12 protein-coding genes are annotated in these 18,633 nt (G+C 62.0%); 8 read left to right on the forward strand and 4 right to left on the reverse strand.

What is annotated here, in order from left to right:
• The first annotated feature begins 55 nt into the window (after positions 1–55).
• Positions 56–565 carry a MarR family winged helix-turn-helix transcriptional regulator gene (locus tag B9A11_RS13640; RefSeq protein ID WP_058248594.1) on the forward strand — a complete coding sequence of 170 codons (510 nt, stop codon included), beginning with the start codon at positions 56–58 and terminating at the stop codon, positions 563–565.
• Positions 562–2,211, forward strand: a complete 1,650-nt coding sequence (locus tag B9A11_RS13645) for a sulfatase-like hydrolase/transferase (protein WP_058248595.1) — start codon at positions 562–564, stop codon at positions 2,209–2,211. Before B9A11_RS13640 ends, B9A11_RS13645 begins: the two co-directional genes overlap by 4 nt.
• Here B9A11_RS13645 and B9A11_RS13650 read toward each other — a convergent pair.
• From B9A11_RS13650 to B9A11_RS13665, 4 genes are read right to left on the reverse strand one after another with little or no spacing between them, the layout of a single operon-like run.
• The gene (locus B9A11_RS13650; RefSeq protein WP_058248596.1) at positions 2,193–3,899 is read right to left on the reverse strand and encodes a chemotaxis protein CheW; all 1,707 of its coding nucleotides are present in this window, start codon (positions 3,897–3,899) and stop codon (positions 2,193–2,195) included. The two genes, B9A11_RS13645 and B9A11_RS13650, sit on opposite strands and share 19 nt — an antisense overlap.
• Positions 3,900–3,902: 3 nt before the next feature.
• A complete protein-coding gene (locus tag B9A11_RS13655; RefSeq protein ID WP_058248597.1) occupies positions 3,903–4,382 on the reverse strand; it encodes a chemotaxis protein CheD in 480 nt (159 codons plus the stop codon).
• Entirely contained in the window at positions 4,382–5,239 is an 858-nt protein-coding gene (locus B9A11_RS13660; protein ID WP_234988851.1) for a CheR family methyltransferase, read from the reverse strand. Before B9A11_RS13660 ends, B9A11_RS13655 begins: the two co-directional genes overlap by 1 nt.
• A gap of 14 nt (positions 5,240–5,253) precedes the next feature.
• Entirely contained in the window at positions 5,254–7,110 is a 1,857-nt protein-coding gene (locus B9A11_RS13665; protein ID WP_234988852.1) for a methyl-accepting chemotaxis protein, read from the reverse strand.
• Between the two features lie 324 nt (positions 7,111–7,434).
• On the opposite strand from B9A11_RS13665, the gene B9A11_RS13670 reads away from it, so the two are divergent.
• From B9A11_RS13670 to B9A11_RS13695, 6 genes are all read left to right on the forward strand, one after another.
• Positions 7,435–8,454 (forward strand): TRAP transporter substrate-binding protein, encoded by a 1,020-nt coding sequence (locus B9A11_RS13670; protein ID WP_058248600.1) that lies wholly within the window; start codon positions 7,435–7,437, stop codon positions 8,452–8,454.
• A gap of 75 nt (positions 8,455–8,529) precedes the next feature.
• Positions 8,530–9,075, forward strand: coding sequence for a TRAP transporter small permease (locus B9A11_RS13675; protein WP_058248601.1), 546 nt, complete (start codon positions 8,530–8,532; stop codon positions 9,073–9,075).
• Positions 9,072–10,364 (forward strand): TRAP transporter large permease, encoded by a 1,293-nt coding sequence (locus tag B9A11_RS13680; protein ID WP_058248602.1) that lies wholly within the window; start codon positions 9,072–9,074, stop codon positions 10,362–10,364. Before B9A11_RS13675 ends, B9A11_RS13680 begins: the two co-directional genes overlap by 4 nt.
• A gap of 175 nt (positions 10,365–10,539) precedes the next feature.
• A complete protein-coding gene (locus B9A11_RS13685) occupies positions 10,540–12,537 on the forward strand; it encodes an alkaline phosphatase family protein (RefSeq protein ID WP_058248603.1) in 1,998 nt (665 codons plus the stop codon).
• Positions 12,538–12,558: 21 nt separating this feature from the next.
• On the forward strand, positions 12,559–17,058 hold the full coding sequence (locus B9A11_RS13690) for a molybdopterin cofactor-binding domain-containing protein (protein ID WP_058248604.1): 4,500 nt from the start codon (positions 12,559–12,561) through the stop codon (positions 17,056–17,058).
• Between the two features lie 35 nt (positions 17,059–17,093).
• Entirely contained in the window at positions 17,094–18,578 is a 1,485-nt protein-coding gene (locus B9A11_RS13695; protein WP_058248605.1) for a hypothetical protein, read from the forward strand.
• The last annotated feature ends 55 nt before the right edge of the window (positions 18,579–18,633 follow it).

The following is an 18,633-nucleotide window of genomic DNA, read 5'->3' on the forward strand; positions in this document are numbered from 1 at the left end:
ATGACTTGTCACGCATTAATTTTCCGGCATTATCGGCGGCAGGGAGGATGAGACGATGGGCAAGCCCGACACAAAGGACGCCGCGCGGATCAAGGCGCGCCGAACCCGCGAGGACTTCAACGTCTTTTCGCGGCTACCGGCGGTCTATTCGGCCTCGCGCAAGCAGGGGCAGCAGTTCCTGCAAATGGGCGGCGGCTTGTCGATCGTCGAATGGCGCGTGCTGTGGGATCTGCACGAGGGCGGGCCGATGACGATCCGCGATCTCGCGGCGCTGCAACGCACCGACCATTCGCTGCTCAGCCGCGCTTTGCCCGCGATCCGCGACAAAGGCTACGTCACCATGCGCCGCGACGCGGACGACGCGCGCCAGACCATCGTCGAAATCGCGCCCATGGGAGAGGCCGCCTACGCGCAGGCCGCTCCGGTGATGGCCGCACGCCGCGCCGCGTTGCGAGACGTCTTTACCCCGGATGAAATCGAAACCTTCGTCGGTTTTCTCGACCGGCTCGAAGAGTTTCTACGCCAGCCCGTCGAGGCTCTGATCGAAAAGAACCCCGCAGAATGACAGACCGCCCCAACGTGCTTTGGATCATGGCCGATCAGCTTCGGTTCGACTATCTCAGCTGCTACGGCCACCCGCATTTGCACACGCCGCATATCGACGCTTTGGCGGCGCGCGGGGTGCGGTTCACCAATGCCTATGTGCAATCGCCGGTCTGCGGGCCGTCGCGGATGTCGGCCTATACCGGGCGTTACGTGCGCTCGCACGGGTCGACGTGGAACGGGATGCCGCTGCGGGTGGGCGAGCCGACCCTCGGGGACCATCTGCGCGAAGCCGGGGCGCGCGCCGTTCTGGTGGGCAAGACCCATATGACCGCGGACGCCGAGGGCATGGCTTGGCTGGGCATCGACCCCGCGTCGGAAATCGATGTTCGCGTGTCCGAATGCGGGTTTGAACCCTTCGAGCGTGACGACGGTCTGCACCCGGACAGCCCGCGTCAGCAGTGGTCGGCCTATGACGATTACCTCGTTGCGCATGGGTTCCAGTCCGATAACCCATGGGAAGACTTCGCAAATTCCGGTGTCGACCCGGATGGCGAATTGCTGTCCGCGTGGCTTTTGAAGAACTCGCGCCTCGCCGCCAACATTCCCGAGGAGCATTCCGAAACCGCCTATATGACCAACCGCGCCATCGACTTTATGACCGAGGCGCAGGAGGACGGGCGGCCTTGGGTCTGTCACCTGTCGTACATCAAGCCGCATTGGCCCTACATCGTGCCCGCGCCCTATCATGACATGTATGGGCCTGAACATATCGTCGACCCGGTCCGGTCCGAGGCCGAGCGCGACACCGATCACCCCTTGGTGCGCGCCTATCAGGACGCCCGCGTCTGCCGCAGTTTCTCGCGCGATCATGTGCGCGACCATGTGATCCCCGCTTACATGGGTCTGATCAAGCAGCTCGACGACAATTTGGGACGCCTTTTCAAATGGATGGACGACAGCGGGATCGCCGGGAACACCATCGTCGTCTTTACCTCGGACCATGGCGATTACATGGGCGACCACTGGATGGGCGACAAGGATTTCTACCACGAGATGGCGGTGAAAGTGCCGCTGATCATTGCCGATCCGCGCGCCGAGGCGAATGACACGCGCGGGGTTGTGTCCGACGCCTTGGTCGAGATGATCGACATTGCGCCCACCTGCATGAGCGCGCTGGGGCTGGACCCGAAACCGCATGTGATCGAAGGCCGCGACCTGACGCCGATCCTGCACGGGACCGAGGTTTTTTCGCGCCGATACGCGATTTCCGAGCATGACTACCACTGGTCCGAAATGGCGCGCAGCCTGAACCAGCCGCAAGAGCACGCGCACACGGTGATGATCCACGACGGACGGTGGAAGTTCATCCGCTGCGAAGGCTTTCGCCCGGTGCTGTTCGACCTAGAGACCGATCCGCAAGAGCTGACCGATCTGGGGGCGTCTGACGCGCCCGAGCATGTGGCCGTGCGCGCCCGGATGGAAAGCGCCCTGCTGGATTGGGCGCGGCGGCATCACACCCGGATCACCGCCACACACGAGGTGCTCGCGCGGCAGAAACGCGCCGCCGAAAGCGGCATCCTCATCGGGTTCTGGGACGGAAAGGAATACCTTGAAGCAACCGGCAAACCCTTTGACTCGCTCATGCCTCAGGGGCGCCCGGACTGACCCGTTTCCATCAGTTTCAGCCCCTTGAGCTGCGAGGTGGCGGCGGGTGCCTTGGTCTGCTCCGGCGGCGGGCTGGCCAAGGCCAACTGCGGGTCGGGGGCCTCTAGCAGCGCGCCATTCGCCTTGGCAAAGCACCGTTTGAGAAACGCCCCGGTGTCGAGGATCATCACCGCGCCATAGCTGTTGCTTTGGATGCAGCCGCCGTCATCCTCGACAATCTTGAGCGATTGATCGTTGTGGTTCAGCGTCATCTTGTCGGCCACCATGTTCGAGCCGGTCACGACAATCTCATCCACGCCATCCACCACGAAACCGTATTTGCGCCCCTCGTGCAGGAAAATCACGACGCGCGCGTTCTCGCGGTCGACCTTTGGCAGATCGTAGAGCGTCCGCGGATTGATGAGGGTAATCAGCTCGCCGCGAAGGTTGACGATCCCATCAATGAAATCAAGCGCATAGGGCGGTTTGAGCAACTCATCGGGATAGCTGATCACCTCGCTGACGCGAGAGGAGTCCAAGGCAAAGCGGGTGACGATCGTGAACACGATAAAGGTCAACCGATCGCCGTTGATCAGCTGTTTCTTGTAGGATCGCGTGTTTTCCGTGGTGGCGTGCACCTCTTGGCAGCGGCGCGCCGTATCGACCAGCATCGGGTCCGAGCGCAGCGCATCGTCATCCAGCAACATAATGATGTTGCTGCCTTTTCCCACCAGACACCCCCGGACGATTTCGGCGCGGGGCAGGGCGAGCTTGGTGAATTGCAAGACCTCGTCTTCGAAACAGGTCATGATCCTGTCGATCGAATAGACCAGCAGACCGACCAAGCCGCCATCGGTGCGAATGACCAACATCTTGCGGGTGGGCGGTACCTCTGTCGTATCGGCAAGGTTGGCGTCGTCGCCCATGAAATTGCGGAAATCGGCGACCGGCATAATATGCCCGCGCAGGTTCACCACGCCGACAAAACAGTCATGCACGATCATCGAGTCGTTGATATCGGGCGCTTCCATCACCTCTTGGACGTGGCTCAGGTCGATGGCGCAGGTGGTGTGGCCGAACTGGAACGAGATGCAGTTGAACCGGCGCCCACGTGTCAGGCTGGCTGTGCTGGGACGCTCTCGGATCATACGTTCGCCGCGGGGCACCTTTTTGAGGTTGAGCAACTCGCGCGGGTCCAGCACCTGAATGATCCGCTGGCCGTCATCAAGTTTGAGCAACCCTTCGACAACCACGTCTTTTGGCTCGCCGTGGCGGGCGCGAAACTCGACCCGTGCTGCGCCCTGCACATTCAAGACTTCGCCGGTGCGGTCGATGATCAGGCCGATGCACAACTCGCCATCTTCGATGATCGCGACCTTTTGTTCGGACGTGTCACTGTGGGGCAGGTGCAGCAGTTGACGCAGGTCGATCATCGGCACGATTGTTCCGCGCAGGTTGAACAACCCCTTCATGTAAGACGGCGCAAGCGGCATGGGCGCGATCACGTCGGGCAGGGGCACGACCTCTTGGATCATGCTGGCCTCAATGGCGAATTCCGTCTCGGCCATCCAGAAAGAGCCATAAATGTTTGGACGCTTGCGAGGGTCCGCGGTCGCCACCTCGGTCGGAGGCGCGACAGTTATGGGGGGCACGCCGTCGGGCTGTGTCAGCGGATCTTGGGTGATCTCTTCGGTGATCTGTTCGGACATGGCCTAGCCTCCAAATCGCGGAATCTCAGCAACGGTGAATTCGCCCGTGGTGCAGTCGATGGTGATCTGGCGACCGACGACGCCGCCAATGTCTTCGTAGATGTTGCGAAACCCTTGTTTTCGCACGGCTTTGTAGGCGGTGGTGCTGTTGATGCTGCCAACCAGTCGGGACGGTTCGGTGTCGGCGGGCATGGTCATATTGGCCCCGCCAACGACGATCGCCTTGATTTTTCGGTAGTCGTCTGGTGTGATTTTCATCAATGAAATCATGGATTTCAAAGCTTGATCTACATAGCGCCCACTGATTTCGTCGCTTTGCTGGCCAGAGTTCGACAGCAAGCAATGCGCCAGTCCGTAGATTTGCCGAGACGGATACAGCAGACCCAGCCCGATACACGAGCCAAGGATCGCCGTCAGGAGTTCGCCCGGCCCGCCGGTTTTGACCTCGCCGATCTGGACGTGCACCTTGGTTGCCGTGGTCATCACGCGCCTCCGGTCCGGGGTTTGTAGATGATGGGGGCGACCTGTTCGAACTCGGTCGAGATGTGTTTGAGCGACTCACTCTCGCCGATAAACAGGATGCCGTCCGGGTGCATCACCTTGTGAATGTTGCGCAAAATCCGTTCTTGGTTCTTCGCGTTAAAGTAGATCAGCACGTTGCGCAGGAACACCACATCGAACTGACCCGCGTTCATCAACTGGCCCAGCAGATTGTGCTGTTGAAAGCGGATGCGGGTTTTGATCTGCGGTTTGACCTTCCAGCCGTTGGTGTCATCGCCAACCATATGGCGGGCGAACAGCTCTGGCTCGGCCTCTTTGAATCGGGCGACTGGGCGACCGACGTAGTGCCCCTCTGTCGCCATTTCCAGCACGCGGGACGAGATGTCGGTGCCAAGGATCGCATAGTCAAAGCGGGGCGTTTGCAGGCGCATATCTTCGAGCAGCACACCAGCTGTGTGCGCCTCTTCGCCCGAAGAGGAGGCCGCCGACCACACACGCAAGGGCCGGTTTGGGCCATTCACCGCAAAGTTTGGCACGACCTCGTCGCGAAAGTACTGCCAAATGCGCGGCGTGCGGTAGAAATACGTCTCGTTTGTGGTGACCCTGTTGGTCAATTCCTGACGCTCGACCGGGTCGGATTGCACCCGCGAGATGTACTCTTTGTAGGTTGCCAGATCGAGCGCGCGCAGCCGTTTGTTCAGACGGGACATCAGCATCGACTGCCGTTCGGCCCCGATGGAAATGCCTGTCTGATCATAGATGATGGCGCGCAGCTTGGTGAACTCGGACTCTGTCATCGTCTTGGACACGGTCATGCCTATCCCCGTTGCGGCGCTCATCGGTTTGCTCGTGGTCATTTGTCGAGCTTGGCGATTTCGTCGGTCAGCCCGACGGCGCCGTTCTTGAGCCCTTCGGTTGCCTCGGCAATCGAGTCAGAGGCCACCACCGACAGCTCCGAGGCGTTGGCGATGCTTTGGATCGCTTCGGCCACGTCGCGCGCGGCGGTCTGCTGTTCGTTGGCCGCGACGGAAATCTGCGTGATCGACTCGGTCGTTTCCTGGATCCCGGCGAGGATCTTGGAAAAGGCCGCGCCCGCCTCGCGTGAGACATCGCTGCCTTGGTTCACGCGTTTGACCGTTTCGCTGATCAGCTTGGAGATTTCCTTGGTCGCCTGTGACGACCGTTCCGCCAGTTTGCGGACCTCGTCGGCCACAACGGAAAAGCCCAAGCCATGTTCGCCCGCGCGGGCGGCCTCGATCGCGGCGTTAAAGGCCAAGAGATTGGTCTGGCTGGCAATCTCGCTGATCACCTTGACGATTTCATTGATCTCCTCGGAGGAGGCGTTGATCAAATCCATCGCCTCGATGGAACGGTCGATGGCTTGCGCGCCGATGTCGGCCTCGTCCTTGGTGCGCTTGGCGATCTCGTCCGAAAGGACGCTGTTGTGCGCGATGGAGTCGATGGACGCGCTGAGCTCTTCGACCGAGGCGCTGATTTCCTCGGTGGTGCAGCCCAGCGACTGCGCGCCTTCGGCAACCTTTTGCGCCTGGGCGGCGATGTCACCGGATTGGCGCTGGAACTCTTCGGCAATGCGCGAGACGTTCTTTTCGATTTCCTTTTGCGCGGTGATGTCGGTGGCGAATTTCACCACCTTGAACGCCTTGCCGTTGGCGTCGAGGATCGGGTTGTAAGAGGCGTTGATCCACACCTCTTTGCCATTCTTGCCAAAGCGTTGGAACTGCGCCGCGATCACTTCGCCCTCGGCCAGAGCGGCCCAGAACTGTTTGTATTCGGACGAGGACGCATAGGCCGGATCGCAAAACATGCGGTGATGTTTGCCTTGAACCTCGTCCAGTGCGTAGCCGGTCACGGACAAGAAATTATCGTTGGCGTCAAGGATATTGCCGCTGAGGTCGAATTCGATCGTGGCTTGGGCACGGTCCAAAGCCGCCAGCACACCCGAATTTTTACGCGCCTGCGTGACGTCGGCCCATTCAAGGATGTTGCCGGTGTAGGTGCCGTCACTTTCGAAAATGCCGCCCACGTTCAGCGCGAATTTGAAATCGCCCACGGTGATCTCTGTCTGGAAGGGCAAGTTCGCCGGGTCCGACAGCAAGCGGCGTTGGTGCGCCGGGTTCTTGTGGAACTGGTCGATGCAGCTGCCGACGATCTTGTCCGGGTCAAAGCCCGGCCAGACCTGCCCAAACACCGCAGCGTTGCGGCGCAGCAGGTCGCGCGTCGATTTGTTGACTTCTGTCACGATGAAATCACGGTCCACGGTCATCATTGCCGCAGCGGAGTTTTCGAAACCGGTGGTTTTGCGCAACGCCTCGATGCGGGCGGCGCGCTGTGCGGTCACATCCGACACAAAAGCCACCACGCGATGCGGCTTGCCCCCGGCGCCAAGGACAGGGCTATAGGTTGCCTTGGTCCAGATTTTCCCGCCCGATTTGGACATCATGGGGTATTCGCCGGACACGCTTTGCCCCATGGCCAACTGCATCCAGAAATCGCGGTAAGCATCGGTGCCCACGGTCTGCGGATCGCTGAGCGTCCGGTGGTGCCGTCCGGTCAGATCGCCGCTGTCATAGCCTACGATCCCCAGAAAGTTGTCGTTTGCTGAAAGGATATTTCCGTCCAGATCGAATTCGACGACCGACTGTGTGTTGTGAAGTGCGTCGATCAAATAGGCCGTGTCAGCCTGATTCACTGCGCCTGTTTCAGCCTTCGCTGCTGTCTCATTGCCACTCATGGCCCCGCCTCAATTTAAACCTAACCCGACAGCGACCTTGCACCACAAAACTTAAGAGTCGCCTTAATGCTTGGATCAAACCACAGGAGAATATTGAGAATTTTCAACAACCTGTAGGCATCGTTGGGCGCGAGCGTGTGGCATTTGGCAAGACAACTCAGGCGAAAGTCAGCGGATGAGAAAATGTTTCTTTGTGGACAATTTTTGTTGATTTCTTTGGGCCTTTTGATACCAATTACCTCATAGGCCGGGATGGGAGACCCGGCCACATGGGAGGAAATCATGAAAAAGACAACCGTCGCGCTTGGCGCGATCCTTGCTGTCATGGGCCCGCTGGCCGCCAGCGCCCAAGAAGTCACCCTGCGTCTGTCGCACTGGGTGCCGCCGACCATCGCCCCGGCGTCCAAGGGCATCAACCCTTGGGCAGAAGCGGTGATGGAGGCCTCTGAAGGCCGCATCAAGATCGACATTTTCCCGGCGCAGCAGCTGGGTAAGGCACCCGATCACTATGACATGGCCGTGCAGGGCATCGTCGATCTGTCCTACGTGAACCCCGGTTACACTGCGGGCCGTTTCCCGATCTATGCCCTGACCGAGATCCCCTTTATGGCCGATGACAGCGTCGCGGCGTCCAAGGCGATCCACGAGTGGTACCTCGCCAATGGCGCCGAAGCGGAAATGTCCGACGTCAAGATCTGCTTTGTCCACCCGCACGCCCCCGGCGCGCTGCACACGCAGGAAAACGTCACCAGCCCTGCCGACCTGAAGGGCAAGAACATCCGCCCGGCCCATGCCACCATGGCGCGCTTTGTCTCGCTGCTGGGCGGCGGCCCGGTGCAGGTTCCCGCCCCCGAAGTGCGTGAAGCCCTGTCCAAAGGCACCGCCGAGGGTGTGACCTTCCCGTGGGGGGCGCAGTACGACTTCAAACTCACCGAAGAAGTGCCGGTGCACCTCGACATGCCGTTCTACCTGTCCAGCCAGCTGCTGGTCATGAACAAGGGCAGCTATGACCGCCTGTCCGACGCGAACAAGGCCGTGATCGACGATCACTGCAACCTCGACTGGTCGGGCAAGGTGTCCCAGGGCTGGGCCGATGACGACATGGCCGCGCGTGAGCGTCTGATGGCGGACGACGCCCAGACCTTCAACACCCCGACCGAGGCCGAAGTGGCCGCATGGCGCGAAGCCTCCATGCCGCTGTTCGACGAATGGAAAGCCGCCGTGACCGCCAAGGGCGGTGACGCGGACGCGATCCTCGACGCCTACAAAGCCGCGCTCGACAAGTTCGACGCCGCTTACTGAGCCTGAACAGCCGGGGCGCGTGGCCATTTCGGCGCGCGCCCCGTGCCTTTCAAGGCCCGTTTCCCGGAGCATATCATGTCAGAACACCGTCCCGCACGGCGCCCGGTCCGCAGCGCCGTGGTTTTCATCGAGCGCGTGGCCGCCATTATCCTTGGGCTGGTCACCCTGCTGATCGTGGCCTCTGCGATTGGCCGCTATGGCTTTGCTCGCCCGCTGCCCGATGCGTTCGACCTGTCGCGGCTGATCCTTGGGGTGGCGATTGCCTGGGGGATGGCCTCTGTGGCGTGGCATGGCACCCACATCAAGGTCGACCTTCTGGCGCAGATGGTCCACCACCAAGCCCGCCGCGTGATCAACGCCATTGCGTGGCTGGTGCTGCTGGGCTTTACCGCCGCCTTGGTTTGGAAGATCGGCCAGCGGGTGGATGCGGCCATGGGGGGCGGGGACGCGACCATGGACCTGCGCCTGCCGCTTTGGCCGTTTTTCCTTGCGATCTGGCTGGGGCTGGTGGCGGCGCTGTTCACCACCGCGCTGCGTCTGTGGCGGATTGTGCGGCATGGCACCGATTTGGGCGAATTCGACGGAATCGACGAGCAACTCCTTGAGGAACAAAAGAAATGAGCAATGAATTCATTGCCGCCGGGGGCTTTGTCGTCCTGTTTGCGCTGATGGCCCTGCGGGTGCCGATCGGCATCGCCATGGGCATTGTCGGGGTCGGGGGCTTTGCCGCCGTGGTCCACCCGGTGCCCGCGATGAACCTACTTTCGCAGTCGCCCATCGCCTCGATCACCGACTTTAACCTGACGCTGGTGCCGTTCTTTATCCTTATGGGGGTGCTGGCGACGAACTCTGGCATGTCCGCCGAGCTGTACCGCGCCGCGCGCGCGTGGCTGGGCGGGTTCAAGGGCGGTCTGGGGCTGGCCTCTGTTGGGGCCTGCGGGGGCTTTGCGGCAATCTGCGGCTCGTCCGTGGCAACCGCCGCGACCATGACGAAAATCGCCTACCCCGAGATGAAAAAGGCCGGCTACCCGGACGCCGCTGCCACGGGCATCATCGCCGCGGGCGGCACGCTGGGCATCCTGATCCCGCCGTCGGTGGTGCTGGCGATCTACGGCTTTATCACCGAAACCGACATCGGCACGCTGTTCATTGCGGGCGTTGTTCCGGGCATCCTTGCGCTGGTGCTGTACATGCTGACGGTGCGCGTGTGGTACGGCCGTCACTTGCCCGCCGCGGACAAGTTCAGCCTGCGCGAAGGGATCGAAGCCTTGCGCGGCGTCTGGGCCGTGGGCCTGCTGTTCATCGCCGTCATCATGTCGATCTATTTCGGCGTGGTCACCGCCACCGAAGCCGCCGCCGTGGGCGCCTTGCTGACCGCCGTGATCGGCATGGCACGGGGCAAGCTGTCTTGGGCGGGCCTGCTGGACAGCCTTGTCGAAGCCCTGCGCACCTCTGTGTCGATCTATGTCGTCCTGATCGGCGCGACACTGTTCGGCTACTTTTTGGCGGTCACCCAAGTTCCGCAGGACATTACCACCTTCCTGACTGAACTGGGGGCAGGGCGCTATGGCACGCTGGCGCTGATCCTGCTGTTGTTCTTTGTCATGGGCTGTTTCCTGGACGCCATGGCGATGATCATCCTGATGGTGCCGATCGTCTTTCCGGTGATTGTCGAGCTGGGCTTTGACCCGGTGTGGTTCGGCATCATCATCGTGATGACTGTGGAACTGGGCCTGATCACGCCGCCGGTGGGTATGAACGTCTTTGTCATCAACTCCATTGCGCAGCGCGTGAGCCTTGTGACGATCTTCCGCGGGGTGCTGCCGTTTGTGACCATCGATGTGCTGCGGCTGATCCTGCTGATCGCCTTGCCCGGACTGGTGCTGTGGCTGCCGAACACGATGAACTAAGCGGTTTGTCATCCGACGCCAAAGCGCCCCGTGCCGATGACCCGGCGCGGGGCGTTTTTGTGTTAGCCCTATAAACCCTAAGATGTATGTGATGTAGATCACTCGCGAAAAACGCCCCTATAACTACCCTTAAAGGAAAGTGGCCACCACGGGTCACACCCAAGGGGAGGGGCACATGGACAAGGCGTTTGACCACATCATCGTTGTGATGATGGAAAACCAGTATCGCAGCTACGTGATGCAGGACCGCTTTATGCGGCGGCTGGCCAAGGCGGGGATGAGCCTGACCAACTCTTTCGGCTGTTTTCACCCGTCGCAAACCAACTACGTGGCCGCGCTGGCCGGAGAGCTGTGCCAGATCAGCAATGACACCGCGCCGAGCTATGCCCTGAAACAGCGCCTTTTGACGGACCAGCTGAACGAAGCGGGTGTTTCGTGGCGCGCCTATATGGAAGCGCTGCCGCCCGAGCCGTGGAACCCGATTTGGGCGCAGGACAGCTATCCGGCGGGCCAGGCGCCTCTGGCCAGTGCGCCGAACGACCCCGCGCATCTGGCGCGCTATTTCCGCAAGCACAACGCCTTTGCCAGCTTTCACAACGTCCAGAAATCGCAAGCCGAGTGGGCCAAGATCGGTGATGAAAACGCCTTTTGGCGCGACGTGGAAAACGGCGCACTGCCGCAGTTCAGCTGGTTCAGCCCGGACATCTGGAACGATGGGCATTACCTTTATAACACCCACCTCGAAACGCAGCCGCGCACCCATCTGGTGCCGCAGCTATCCTCTTGGCTGGAATATGTTTTCTTTGGCAATCTGGTGGTGGGCGAATTGCAAGGCGCGGCCCCGTCCAATGAAACCCACGTCGGCCTGAACCTCGATGTCGAGCTGCTCTTGACCGATCCGCAGGCCGCTTGGGCCAAGTGCCGCCTGCCGCCGAAAACGCTGGTCGTGGTGACCTTTGACGAGGCCGATTACAGCGCCATTGGATATGACACCAATTACGACGGGCCGAACCAGATTTATACGGTGCTGCTGGGCGATATGATCACGCCGGGGACGACGTGGGACGCGCCGTTTAACCATTACAACCTGCTGCGCACGGTGCAAAAGAACTTTGATCTTGGGCACTTGGGCAAGAATGACATGGGCGCGGGCTGGCTGCGCGCGCTCTGGGGCCAAGCGTTCGGCTGGGGCGCGCCGCAGGATGGCGGCTGGGACACCGGCGGGCGTCTGGTCGCCGGAACCCTGCAAGGGCGCGCCTGTGTGCTGACCGGCGAGGGCGACATGGCGCTGTCGCGGCTGGACGGCGACACATGGACCGACCCGCAGCCTTTGCCATTCGATACCTCCGCGCCGGTGCTGGCGACGAGTTTTGCAGGGGGTCTGATGGTCACGGTGCAGGGCGACGGGTTCGAGGTCTGGCTTTCTCCCGATGGTTGTGAGTGGAACCAATTCGCGCCGCTCTATGCGGACTGGCGCAACCCCTGTCTTGCGGGCTTTACCGACGCGGGTGGGGCCCCGCGCGCCATGCTCTGCGGGCAGGATACGCAAGGGTTCATCCACTCCGCGATCTTTGATGGCAACGGGTGGAGCGCGCCCGCGCCGGTCGGTCAACTCTCTGACGGGCCGATGGCCTTGGGGCAATTGGGGCCGTCCCTGATCCTGACCTACAAGGAGCGCAATACGCGCGGGATGCGCGCGGTGAACTACAACCTCGCGCCGTTCAATGCCATCAAGGCGCTGGATTTCCAAGACAATCGCGCGCCGCAGAATGACACGGGGGTGCATACTTGGGCCGTCGCCGATTTCCCCGTCGGCCATTTTGCCAAGAAATTCGCCGCGCTCAAGGATGCCTACCAGGCGCACGGCCCGCTGTCGCTCGCCGCGATCGAGGGCGAGCTGCATCTGGTCCACCGCGCCGCCTACGAGGACACCCCGCAAGCCTATGACTGCTGCTTTGGCCTGACCGGGCTGCTGGCGCCGGTGGATCAGCGGACCAACGGCTTTGGCAGTCTCGATCAAGCGGGGTGGACCGAGCAGACACAGCTTAAAGGTGTGACCTTGCCCACAGACGGCACCCACGGACTGTGTACCGATGGGGACGATTTGATCTTGCTGTGGCGAGGGCCGAACGGCCCCCTTTGGGCCCGCGGCGGCTATGCGCGCAAGACTTAACCGACCCAGAGGAGGGGTGCGATGACCGATAACGTGGTAAAGTTCTATCTGAACGGCAAGCAGGTCGAGATCGCGAACCCGTCGCCGGATCTGCTGCTGATTGACTATCTCAAGTCGCCGCAGGTGAACCTGTCTGGGCCGAAAAAGCCTTGTGGACAGGGCGGTTGCGGCGGCTGCACGGTGATCCTGTCCGATTGGGACGCTGAAAAAGGCGCGCCGAACCATCGCGCCATCAACTCTTGTCTACGGCCTGTCACAGCCCTGAACGGGCTGGCCGTCACCACGGTCGAAGGCACCGGCACCCCGGTCAAACCAACCCCTGCGCGCCTGTCGCACAACCCGGTTTTCGGCTGGATGGCGGCGACGCAATCGCCGGATCGCCCGGCGGACCTGCCCGAGGTGGCCAAGGCCTTGGACGCGCATATGGACGCTTTGGCCGACATTCTCGAAGACGTCGACGAAGCCATCACGGGCAAGCAGGAACACGGTGGCATGAACAAGGTCGCGCACACGTTGGCCGCAAACAACGGCACGCAATGCGGCTATTGTTCGGTCGGGTTCGTCATGAACATGACCGAGTTTTTCGCCAACAACCCGCAGGCCACCCAGCGCGAGGTCGAGGCGGCGCTGGACGGCAACCTGTGCCGTTGCACCGGCTATCGCGCGATCCTGTCGGGGATGAAATCGCTTGCCTCGGATTGGACAGAGGCCGACGCGGCTGCGCAAATGCCGCTGAAACTCGACCACGAAGCGCAGGTGCAAATTCCCGCGACGGGCTACGACATTCCCTTTCCCGATGGGGCCAAAGCCCCCGCGACCCCGGCCCAGATCGAAGGGAACAAGCTGTGGCTGGTGCCGCGGGATCTGGATAAATTGCGCGATATGATGGGGGCTTACCCCGAGGCGCGGCTGGTGCAGGCGAACACATCCTACGGTGTCTACAAGGACGAATACCTTGCCGCCGACGTGCTGATCGACCTTAGCGCGGTGCCAGACTTGAACCACGCGCCTCAGCTGAGCGACTGTCTGACGGTACCCGCCTCAATCACCTATTCGCAGCTGATTGAGATCTTGCAGCAGGCCATGACCGACTTGGGCCAGAGCGATCCGGATGCCACGGGCGAGGCGCGTTTCCCCAGCACGACGCCGCTGGGCGCGGTGCATTACATGGCGCGGCGCACGGCAGGGCGGCTGGTGCGCAACGCCGCGACCCTTGGCGGCAACCTCATGCTGGTGGCGCATCACATCGCCGCCGGAGAGCCCTTTCCCTCGGATGCCGCAACCGCGCTGGTCGGTGTGGGCGCGCAGGTCGAATGGATGGATTTCGCCGAAGACGGCGTCAAGACGACGCCCTTGGGCGAGCTCTATGATTTACTCGCGCAGGTGCCCGAATTTGCCCGCCGCGTGGTGATCCTGAACGTGCAAATCCCGACGCAGCCGGGGGCCTTTGTCTCGGCCCATAAGACGGCGCTGCGCGAGGTGAACTCGCACAGCCTCGTCAACGCCTGCACGCGAATTTGCGTGGATGACCAAGGGATTGTGACCGAAGCGTATCTGGTCTTTGGGGGCATCCTGCCGCTGCCTTGGGCGGCGCGGGCCACGCAAGAGGCGCTGCTGGGCCGCCCCCTGTCGCTGGAGATGATGGGCGAGATCGCGACCCTTCTCTTGAAAGAGGTGAGCGAGGCGCTCGACGCCACCGCCCCGCGCATGGAGGGCTTGCCGTCCGAGAACATCCCCAACGCCTACAAGGCACAGCTGGCCACCAGTTTCCTGTACAAAGCCGTGGTCGCGGCGCAAAGCGATGTCCCGCCAGAGGTCGCCTCGGCCGGCCAGCAGATGTGGGGCAATTGGCCGATCAGCAAGGGCCATCAGGATTGGGAAAGCGACAAGGATTGGGAACGCCAGCCAGTGGGCGACCCCTACATCAAGTATCTCGCGATGGAGCAGACGGCGGGCAAACTGCGCTATACGCATGAGCTGCCGACGCCGAACGGCACGCTCTACGCGAGCCTTGTCCAGAGCACCAAACCGCTGGGGATGTTCCGCTGGGTCCATCCCGAGACGGGGGCCGACCTGACCGCCGGGGCGCTGTCAGCGCTGCTGGCCGCGCAGTTCCCCGCCTTCCAGGATCTCATCACCTGCGACGACGTGCCCAAGGGCGGGATCAACCTGCAAGGCATGGGCGCGGACCAGCCGCTGTTCTCGACGGGGGCGGTGGTCTACGTCGGGCAGGCCTTGGCCTTGATCGGGGCGAGCGGCCCGCAAGAGGCGGAAACCATTGCGGAATTCGTGACGCAACGCTGCGTGGCTTACGGCCCGATCACCTATGACGGCCCCGATTGGTGGGACGCCCCGGTGCTGACCTTGGACAAGGCGATCGAGCTGGGCAGCATCTATCCCGACTACCCCAGCTCTGCGCCGTTTGTCTCTCATATCTGGCGGATCACCCGCCCGGGCAGCGTGCTGGATTGGATGCCAGAGGCGAACGCCGCCCCGGTTACGGTCGAGGCCGACACGCTGGTGGGCAACATCGCCTGCACCGTGGTCAGCGGCGCGCACAGCTGCGGCGGGCAGGCGCATTTCTACATGGAACCGCAGGCCGTTCTGGTCGAGCCGGGGGACGCGCATAGCTACCTGATCCACCCCTCGACCCAAAGCCCGCAGGAAATGCACCAGACCAGCGCCATGGCGCTCGGCGCGCAGTATAACCACATCGAGGTCAAGGTGCCCCCGGTGGGTGGCGGCTTTGGCGGCAAGACCGAGCAGACCCGGTTTGTGGTTGGCCCGGCGATGGTGGCGGCTGCGGCGACGGATCGTCCGGTCAAGCTGGCGCTGACGCGTGAGCAAGACACGTCGATGATCGGCAAACGCCACGGCTACAAGGGTCATTGCACCATCGCGCTGGACCAAGGCGACATCCGCCCCGAGGATCGCGGCCGCATTCGCGGGCAATCGCTGCAATTCTGGGGCGACGGCGGGGCGTTCTATGACTGCTCGTTCATCGTGTCCAACTGTCTGATAACGCGCGCAGATAACGCCTATAGCGTGCCGAACTACCAAGCGCAGATCGACGTGTGCCGCACCAACACCGCGCCTTCGACAGCCATGCGGTCTTTTGGCGATATCCAAAGCAAGGTGATTGTTGAGGCGGCGATTGATGACGCAGCCCACGCCCTTGGGATGCGCGGCGAGGACGTCCGCGAGAAAAGCCTTTATACCCGAGGTGAGGTCACGCCGTTCGGACAGGCTCTGCCGGAATGTTATATCCGCGAGGTCTGGCACTGGCTCAAGGACAAGTGCGACTTTGACGCAAAGGTGGCCGAGGTCGAGGCCTTTAACACCGCCAACCGCTGGCGCAAGCGCGGGGTCGCCATGCTGCCGGTCAAATACGGCTCGGGATACAATCTGCCGCTGCTGGAACAGGCAACGGCGACGGTCTCGATCTATCAGGCGGACGGCACGGTGGTGATCCACCAAAGCGGCGTCGAGATGGGGCAGGGGCTGCTGACTGTTGCGCGCCAAGTGGTTGCCTTGGTTCTGAATATCCCCATGGACATGGTCCGGGTGGAAAACGCCAATACCTCAGTGACGCCGAACCCCACGTCTTCGGGTGGCTCGACGGGCACCTCCTACAACGCCGAGGCGGTCAAACAACTGGGCCAGCAGATGCGTACGCGGATCAGCAGCTTTGTCGAAGAGCTGCGGCTGGAGCATGGCGACGGGTGGTGCAAGCGCAACCAGATCGACTATTGGAACCACGAAGGCGGCTGGAATGCGGTGGTGAAAACCCCGGACGGCCAACATAAATTGATATGGTCGCTGATCGTGGCCCAAGCCTATCAGGCGCGCGTCAACCTGACCGCCAGCTTTAACGCGGTGATCCAGGGCGGCACGACCGAGATGCCGAACGTCACCTATAAGCCTCTGAACGACCAGCCGAAAATCCCCGGCTATACGGGCACCGATGGCCAACCCGGCAGCTTTACCCAGTTCTGCGGCTGGACCTATTCGGCGGCGGCGTCGGTGGTCGAGGTCGACGTGCTGACCGGCGAGACCAAGGTGATTTCCTCTGACATCGCCTATGACATGGGGATGAGCCTGAACCCTGCGATCGACATCGGCCAGATCGAGGGCGCCTTTGTCCAGGGGATCGGCTATGTGCTGACCGAACGTCTGGCCTTTCAGCCGGACGGGCCGAACGCCGGGACGCTGAACTCGGTCAATACTTGGCGGTACAAGATCCCCGCCACCACGACCATTCCGCTGGAGATGAACACGCATCTCTTCCCGCGGTCCGAGGTGCCCTTCCCGCTGGACCCGATGAGCGGCGTGCTGTCGTCCAAAGAGGTCGGCGAGCCGCCCTTGGTTCTGGCGACCAGCGTCTTCCTTGCGCTGCGCAATGCGGTGCGTGCGTCCCGCGTGGAACGGGGGCTGGACCCCTATTTCACGCTGGATGCGCCCGCCACGGTGGACGCCGTCAGCGCCGCGCTGGGGGTGACGCCAGAGCAATTCGCCACCTGACCCAAGTTTTCTAACCACGCAACAGGAGAAACCCTATGAAACACCGGATTCCCGGCGCGATTTGTGCTGCCATCATGGCATTGCCCGGCGGACTTGCCGCCCAATCCCCAAGCGAAATCAATCCCTTGTGCGACGCCACCGCGACCAAGCCCCTGACCCCGGTCGAGGCGGCCAAGGCCGCGCAGGTCGGCCATACGGCGGGCGGCCCGCAGGCCAACACGCAGAACCCGTACCCGGACTTTGGCTTTATGATCGAGCCGAACGTCTATTTCGCCTGCTTTTCGGACCAGCCGATTTTCCGGTTAAAAACCGATTTCCCAAAGGATTTGCCCAGCGAAATGCCGCCCTTCTGGGAGCTTGATCCCACCGATCCCGTGCAGGCTCTGGACTATCTCGTTGGCGTGAAAACCTATTCGCTCACCGGCAACGCCCCCAGTTGGGATCCTTTCCAGAACGCGCAGGCCAACTGGTATCATATCCCGTGGCTGCACAGCTCGCCCACGGCCTATCCGCCCAACGGCGGCACCGAAGGCTTTCGCGGCCTGATCAAGGAAGCCCCCATCAGCCAAGGCCAGATTGGCCCGAACCAAACCGATCAAGAGGGGAACTATTCGGTCTACGCGATCACACTGGTCAACGACATTGCGGGCTATACGCTGGGGCAGATGTGGGCCGATCCGACCAATCCCGACCCGCGCACCACCGATGCGCGCTATGGCGGCGGGTTCAAGGATGGCGCGGTCTTTGCCAAGCTGCTGTTCACCGATGCGGCCAAGGATGGCGCGGACATTGCCGTCTTGCAAAACCCTGTGGAATGGCGCGGCTACATCACGCAGAACTTCTGGACATCCGACAAACGCACGGTGCAACCGCTGCGTCTGGTGCAGATGGACGTCGCTGTGCGCGACAGCCGGGCAGGGGAAACAAAGTGGGTCATGGGCACCTTTGCCTATAACGGTGCTGCCGACCCGAAGGCGCAGGATGACGCCACCCGGATGCAGAACAACCTGATCCCGGTGGGCGTGCAATGGGGGAACGATCCTGACAACACCGAGCCCGGTTACATCACCGGCTTTCCCGCAACCGAAACGCGATCAAACCCCGGTCTGAAAGAGACGGTGATCTTTGATCATCCGGACCTGAACCCGCATCTGCCGCCGCAGCACCTTGGGTGGAACGGGCGTCTGAACGGGCCGGTGGATCTGAGCACCACGTCGTGCCTGTCGTGCCACATCAACGCGCAATATCCGGCGCTGGTGTCTCTGGTGCCCGATGGCGCGGTTCCCGATGGCGGCACCGAAGTGCCAAAGCAGGCCGGGACAGATGAGTGGATGTTCTGGTTCCAGAACACGCCCGCCGCGATGCCCACGACCGAAGCCGCCTATTCCACGGACTTCTCGTTCCAGGTGGCGATTTCGCTGACCAACTTCTTTGCGGCGCGCAACGCCTTGGACGCAGGCTATTACGCTGATGAGTTCCGCATCAAGCCGGTCCCGATCCAGCGCGGCTACAAGGACTGACACGGATAATCAACGTTATGTAAAGTAAGTGGGCGCAGAGGATTGACTCTCTGCG

It is taken from the genome of Tropicibacter naphthalenivorans, from assembly GCF_900176475.1.
In the GTDB taxonomy this organism is placed as follows: domain Bacteria; phylum Pseudomonadota; class Alphaproteobacteria; order Rhodobacterales; family Rhodobacteraceae; genus Tropicibacter; species Tropicibacter naphthalenivorans.

Coding starts and splice junctions, on each gene's coding strand:
- B9A11_RS13675 (WP_058248601.1), top strand. CDS start 8,530: ATGTCAGAACACCGTCCCGCACGGCGCCCGGTCCGCAGCGCCGTGGTT.
- B9A11_RS13690 (WP_058248604.1), top strand. CDS start 12,559: ATGACCGATAACGTGGTAAAGTTCTATCTGAACGGCAAGCAGGTCGAG.
- B9A11_RS13640 (WP_058248594.1), top strand. CDS start 56: ATGGGCAAGCCCGACACAAAGGACGCCGCGCGGATCAAGGCGCGCCGA.
- B9A11_RS13680 (WP_058248602.1), top strand. CDS start 9,072: ATGAGCAATGAATTCATTGCCGCCGGGGGCTTTGTCGTCCTGTTTGCG.
- B9A11_RS13670 (WP_058248600.1), top strand. CDS start 7,435: ATGAAAAAGACAACCGTCGCGCTTGGCGCGATCCTTGCTGTCATGGGC.
- B9A11_RS13660 (WP_234988851.1), bottom strand. CDS start 5,239: ATGAGCGCCGCAACGGGGATAGGCATGACCGTGTCCAAGACGATGACA.
- B9A11_RS13695 (WP_058248605.1), top strand. CDS start 17,094: ATGAAACACCGGATTCCCGGCGCGATTTGTGCTGCCATCATGGCATTG.
- B9A11_RS13655 (WP_058248597.1), bottom strand. CDS start 4,382: ATGACCACGGCAACCAAGGTGCACGTCCAGATCGGCGAGGTCAAAACC.
- B9A11_RS13685 (WP_058248603.1), top strand. CDS start 10,540: ATGGACAAGGCGTTTGACCACATCATCGTTGTGATGATGGAAAACCAG.
- B9A11_RS13650 (WP_058248596.1), bottom strand. CDS start 3,899: ATGTCCGAACAGATCACCGAAGAGATCACCCAAGATCCGCTGACACAG.
- B9A11_RS13645 (WP_058248595.1), top strand. CDS start 562: ATGACAGACCGCCCCAACGTGCTTTGGATCATGGCCGATCAGCTTCGG.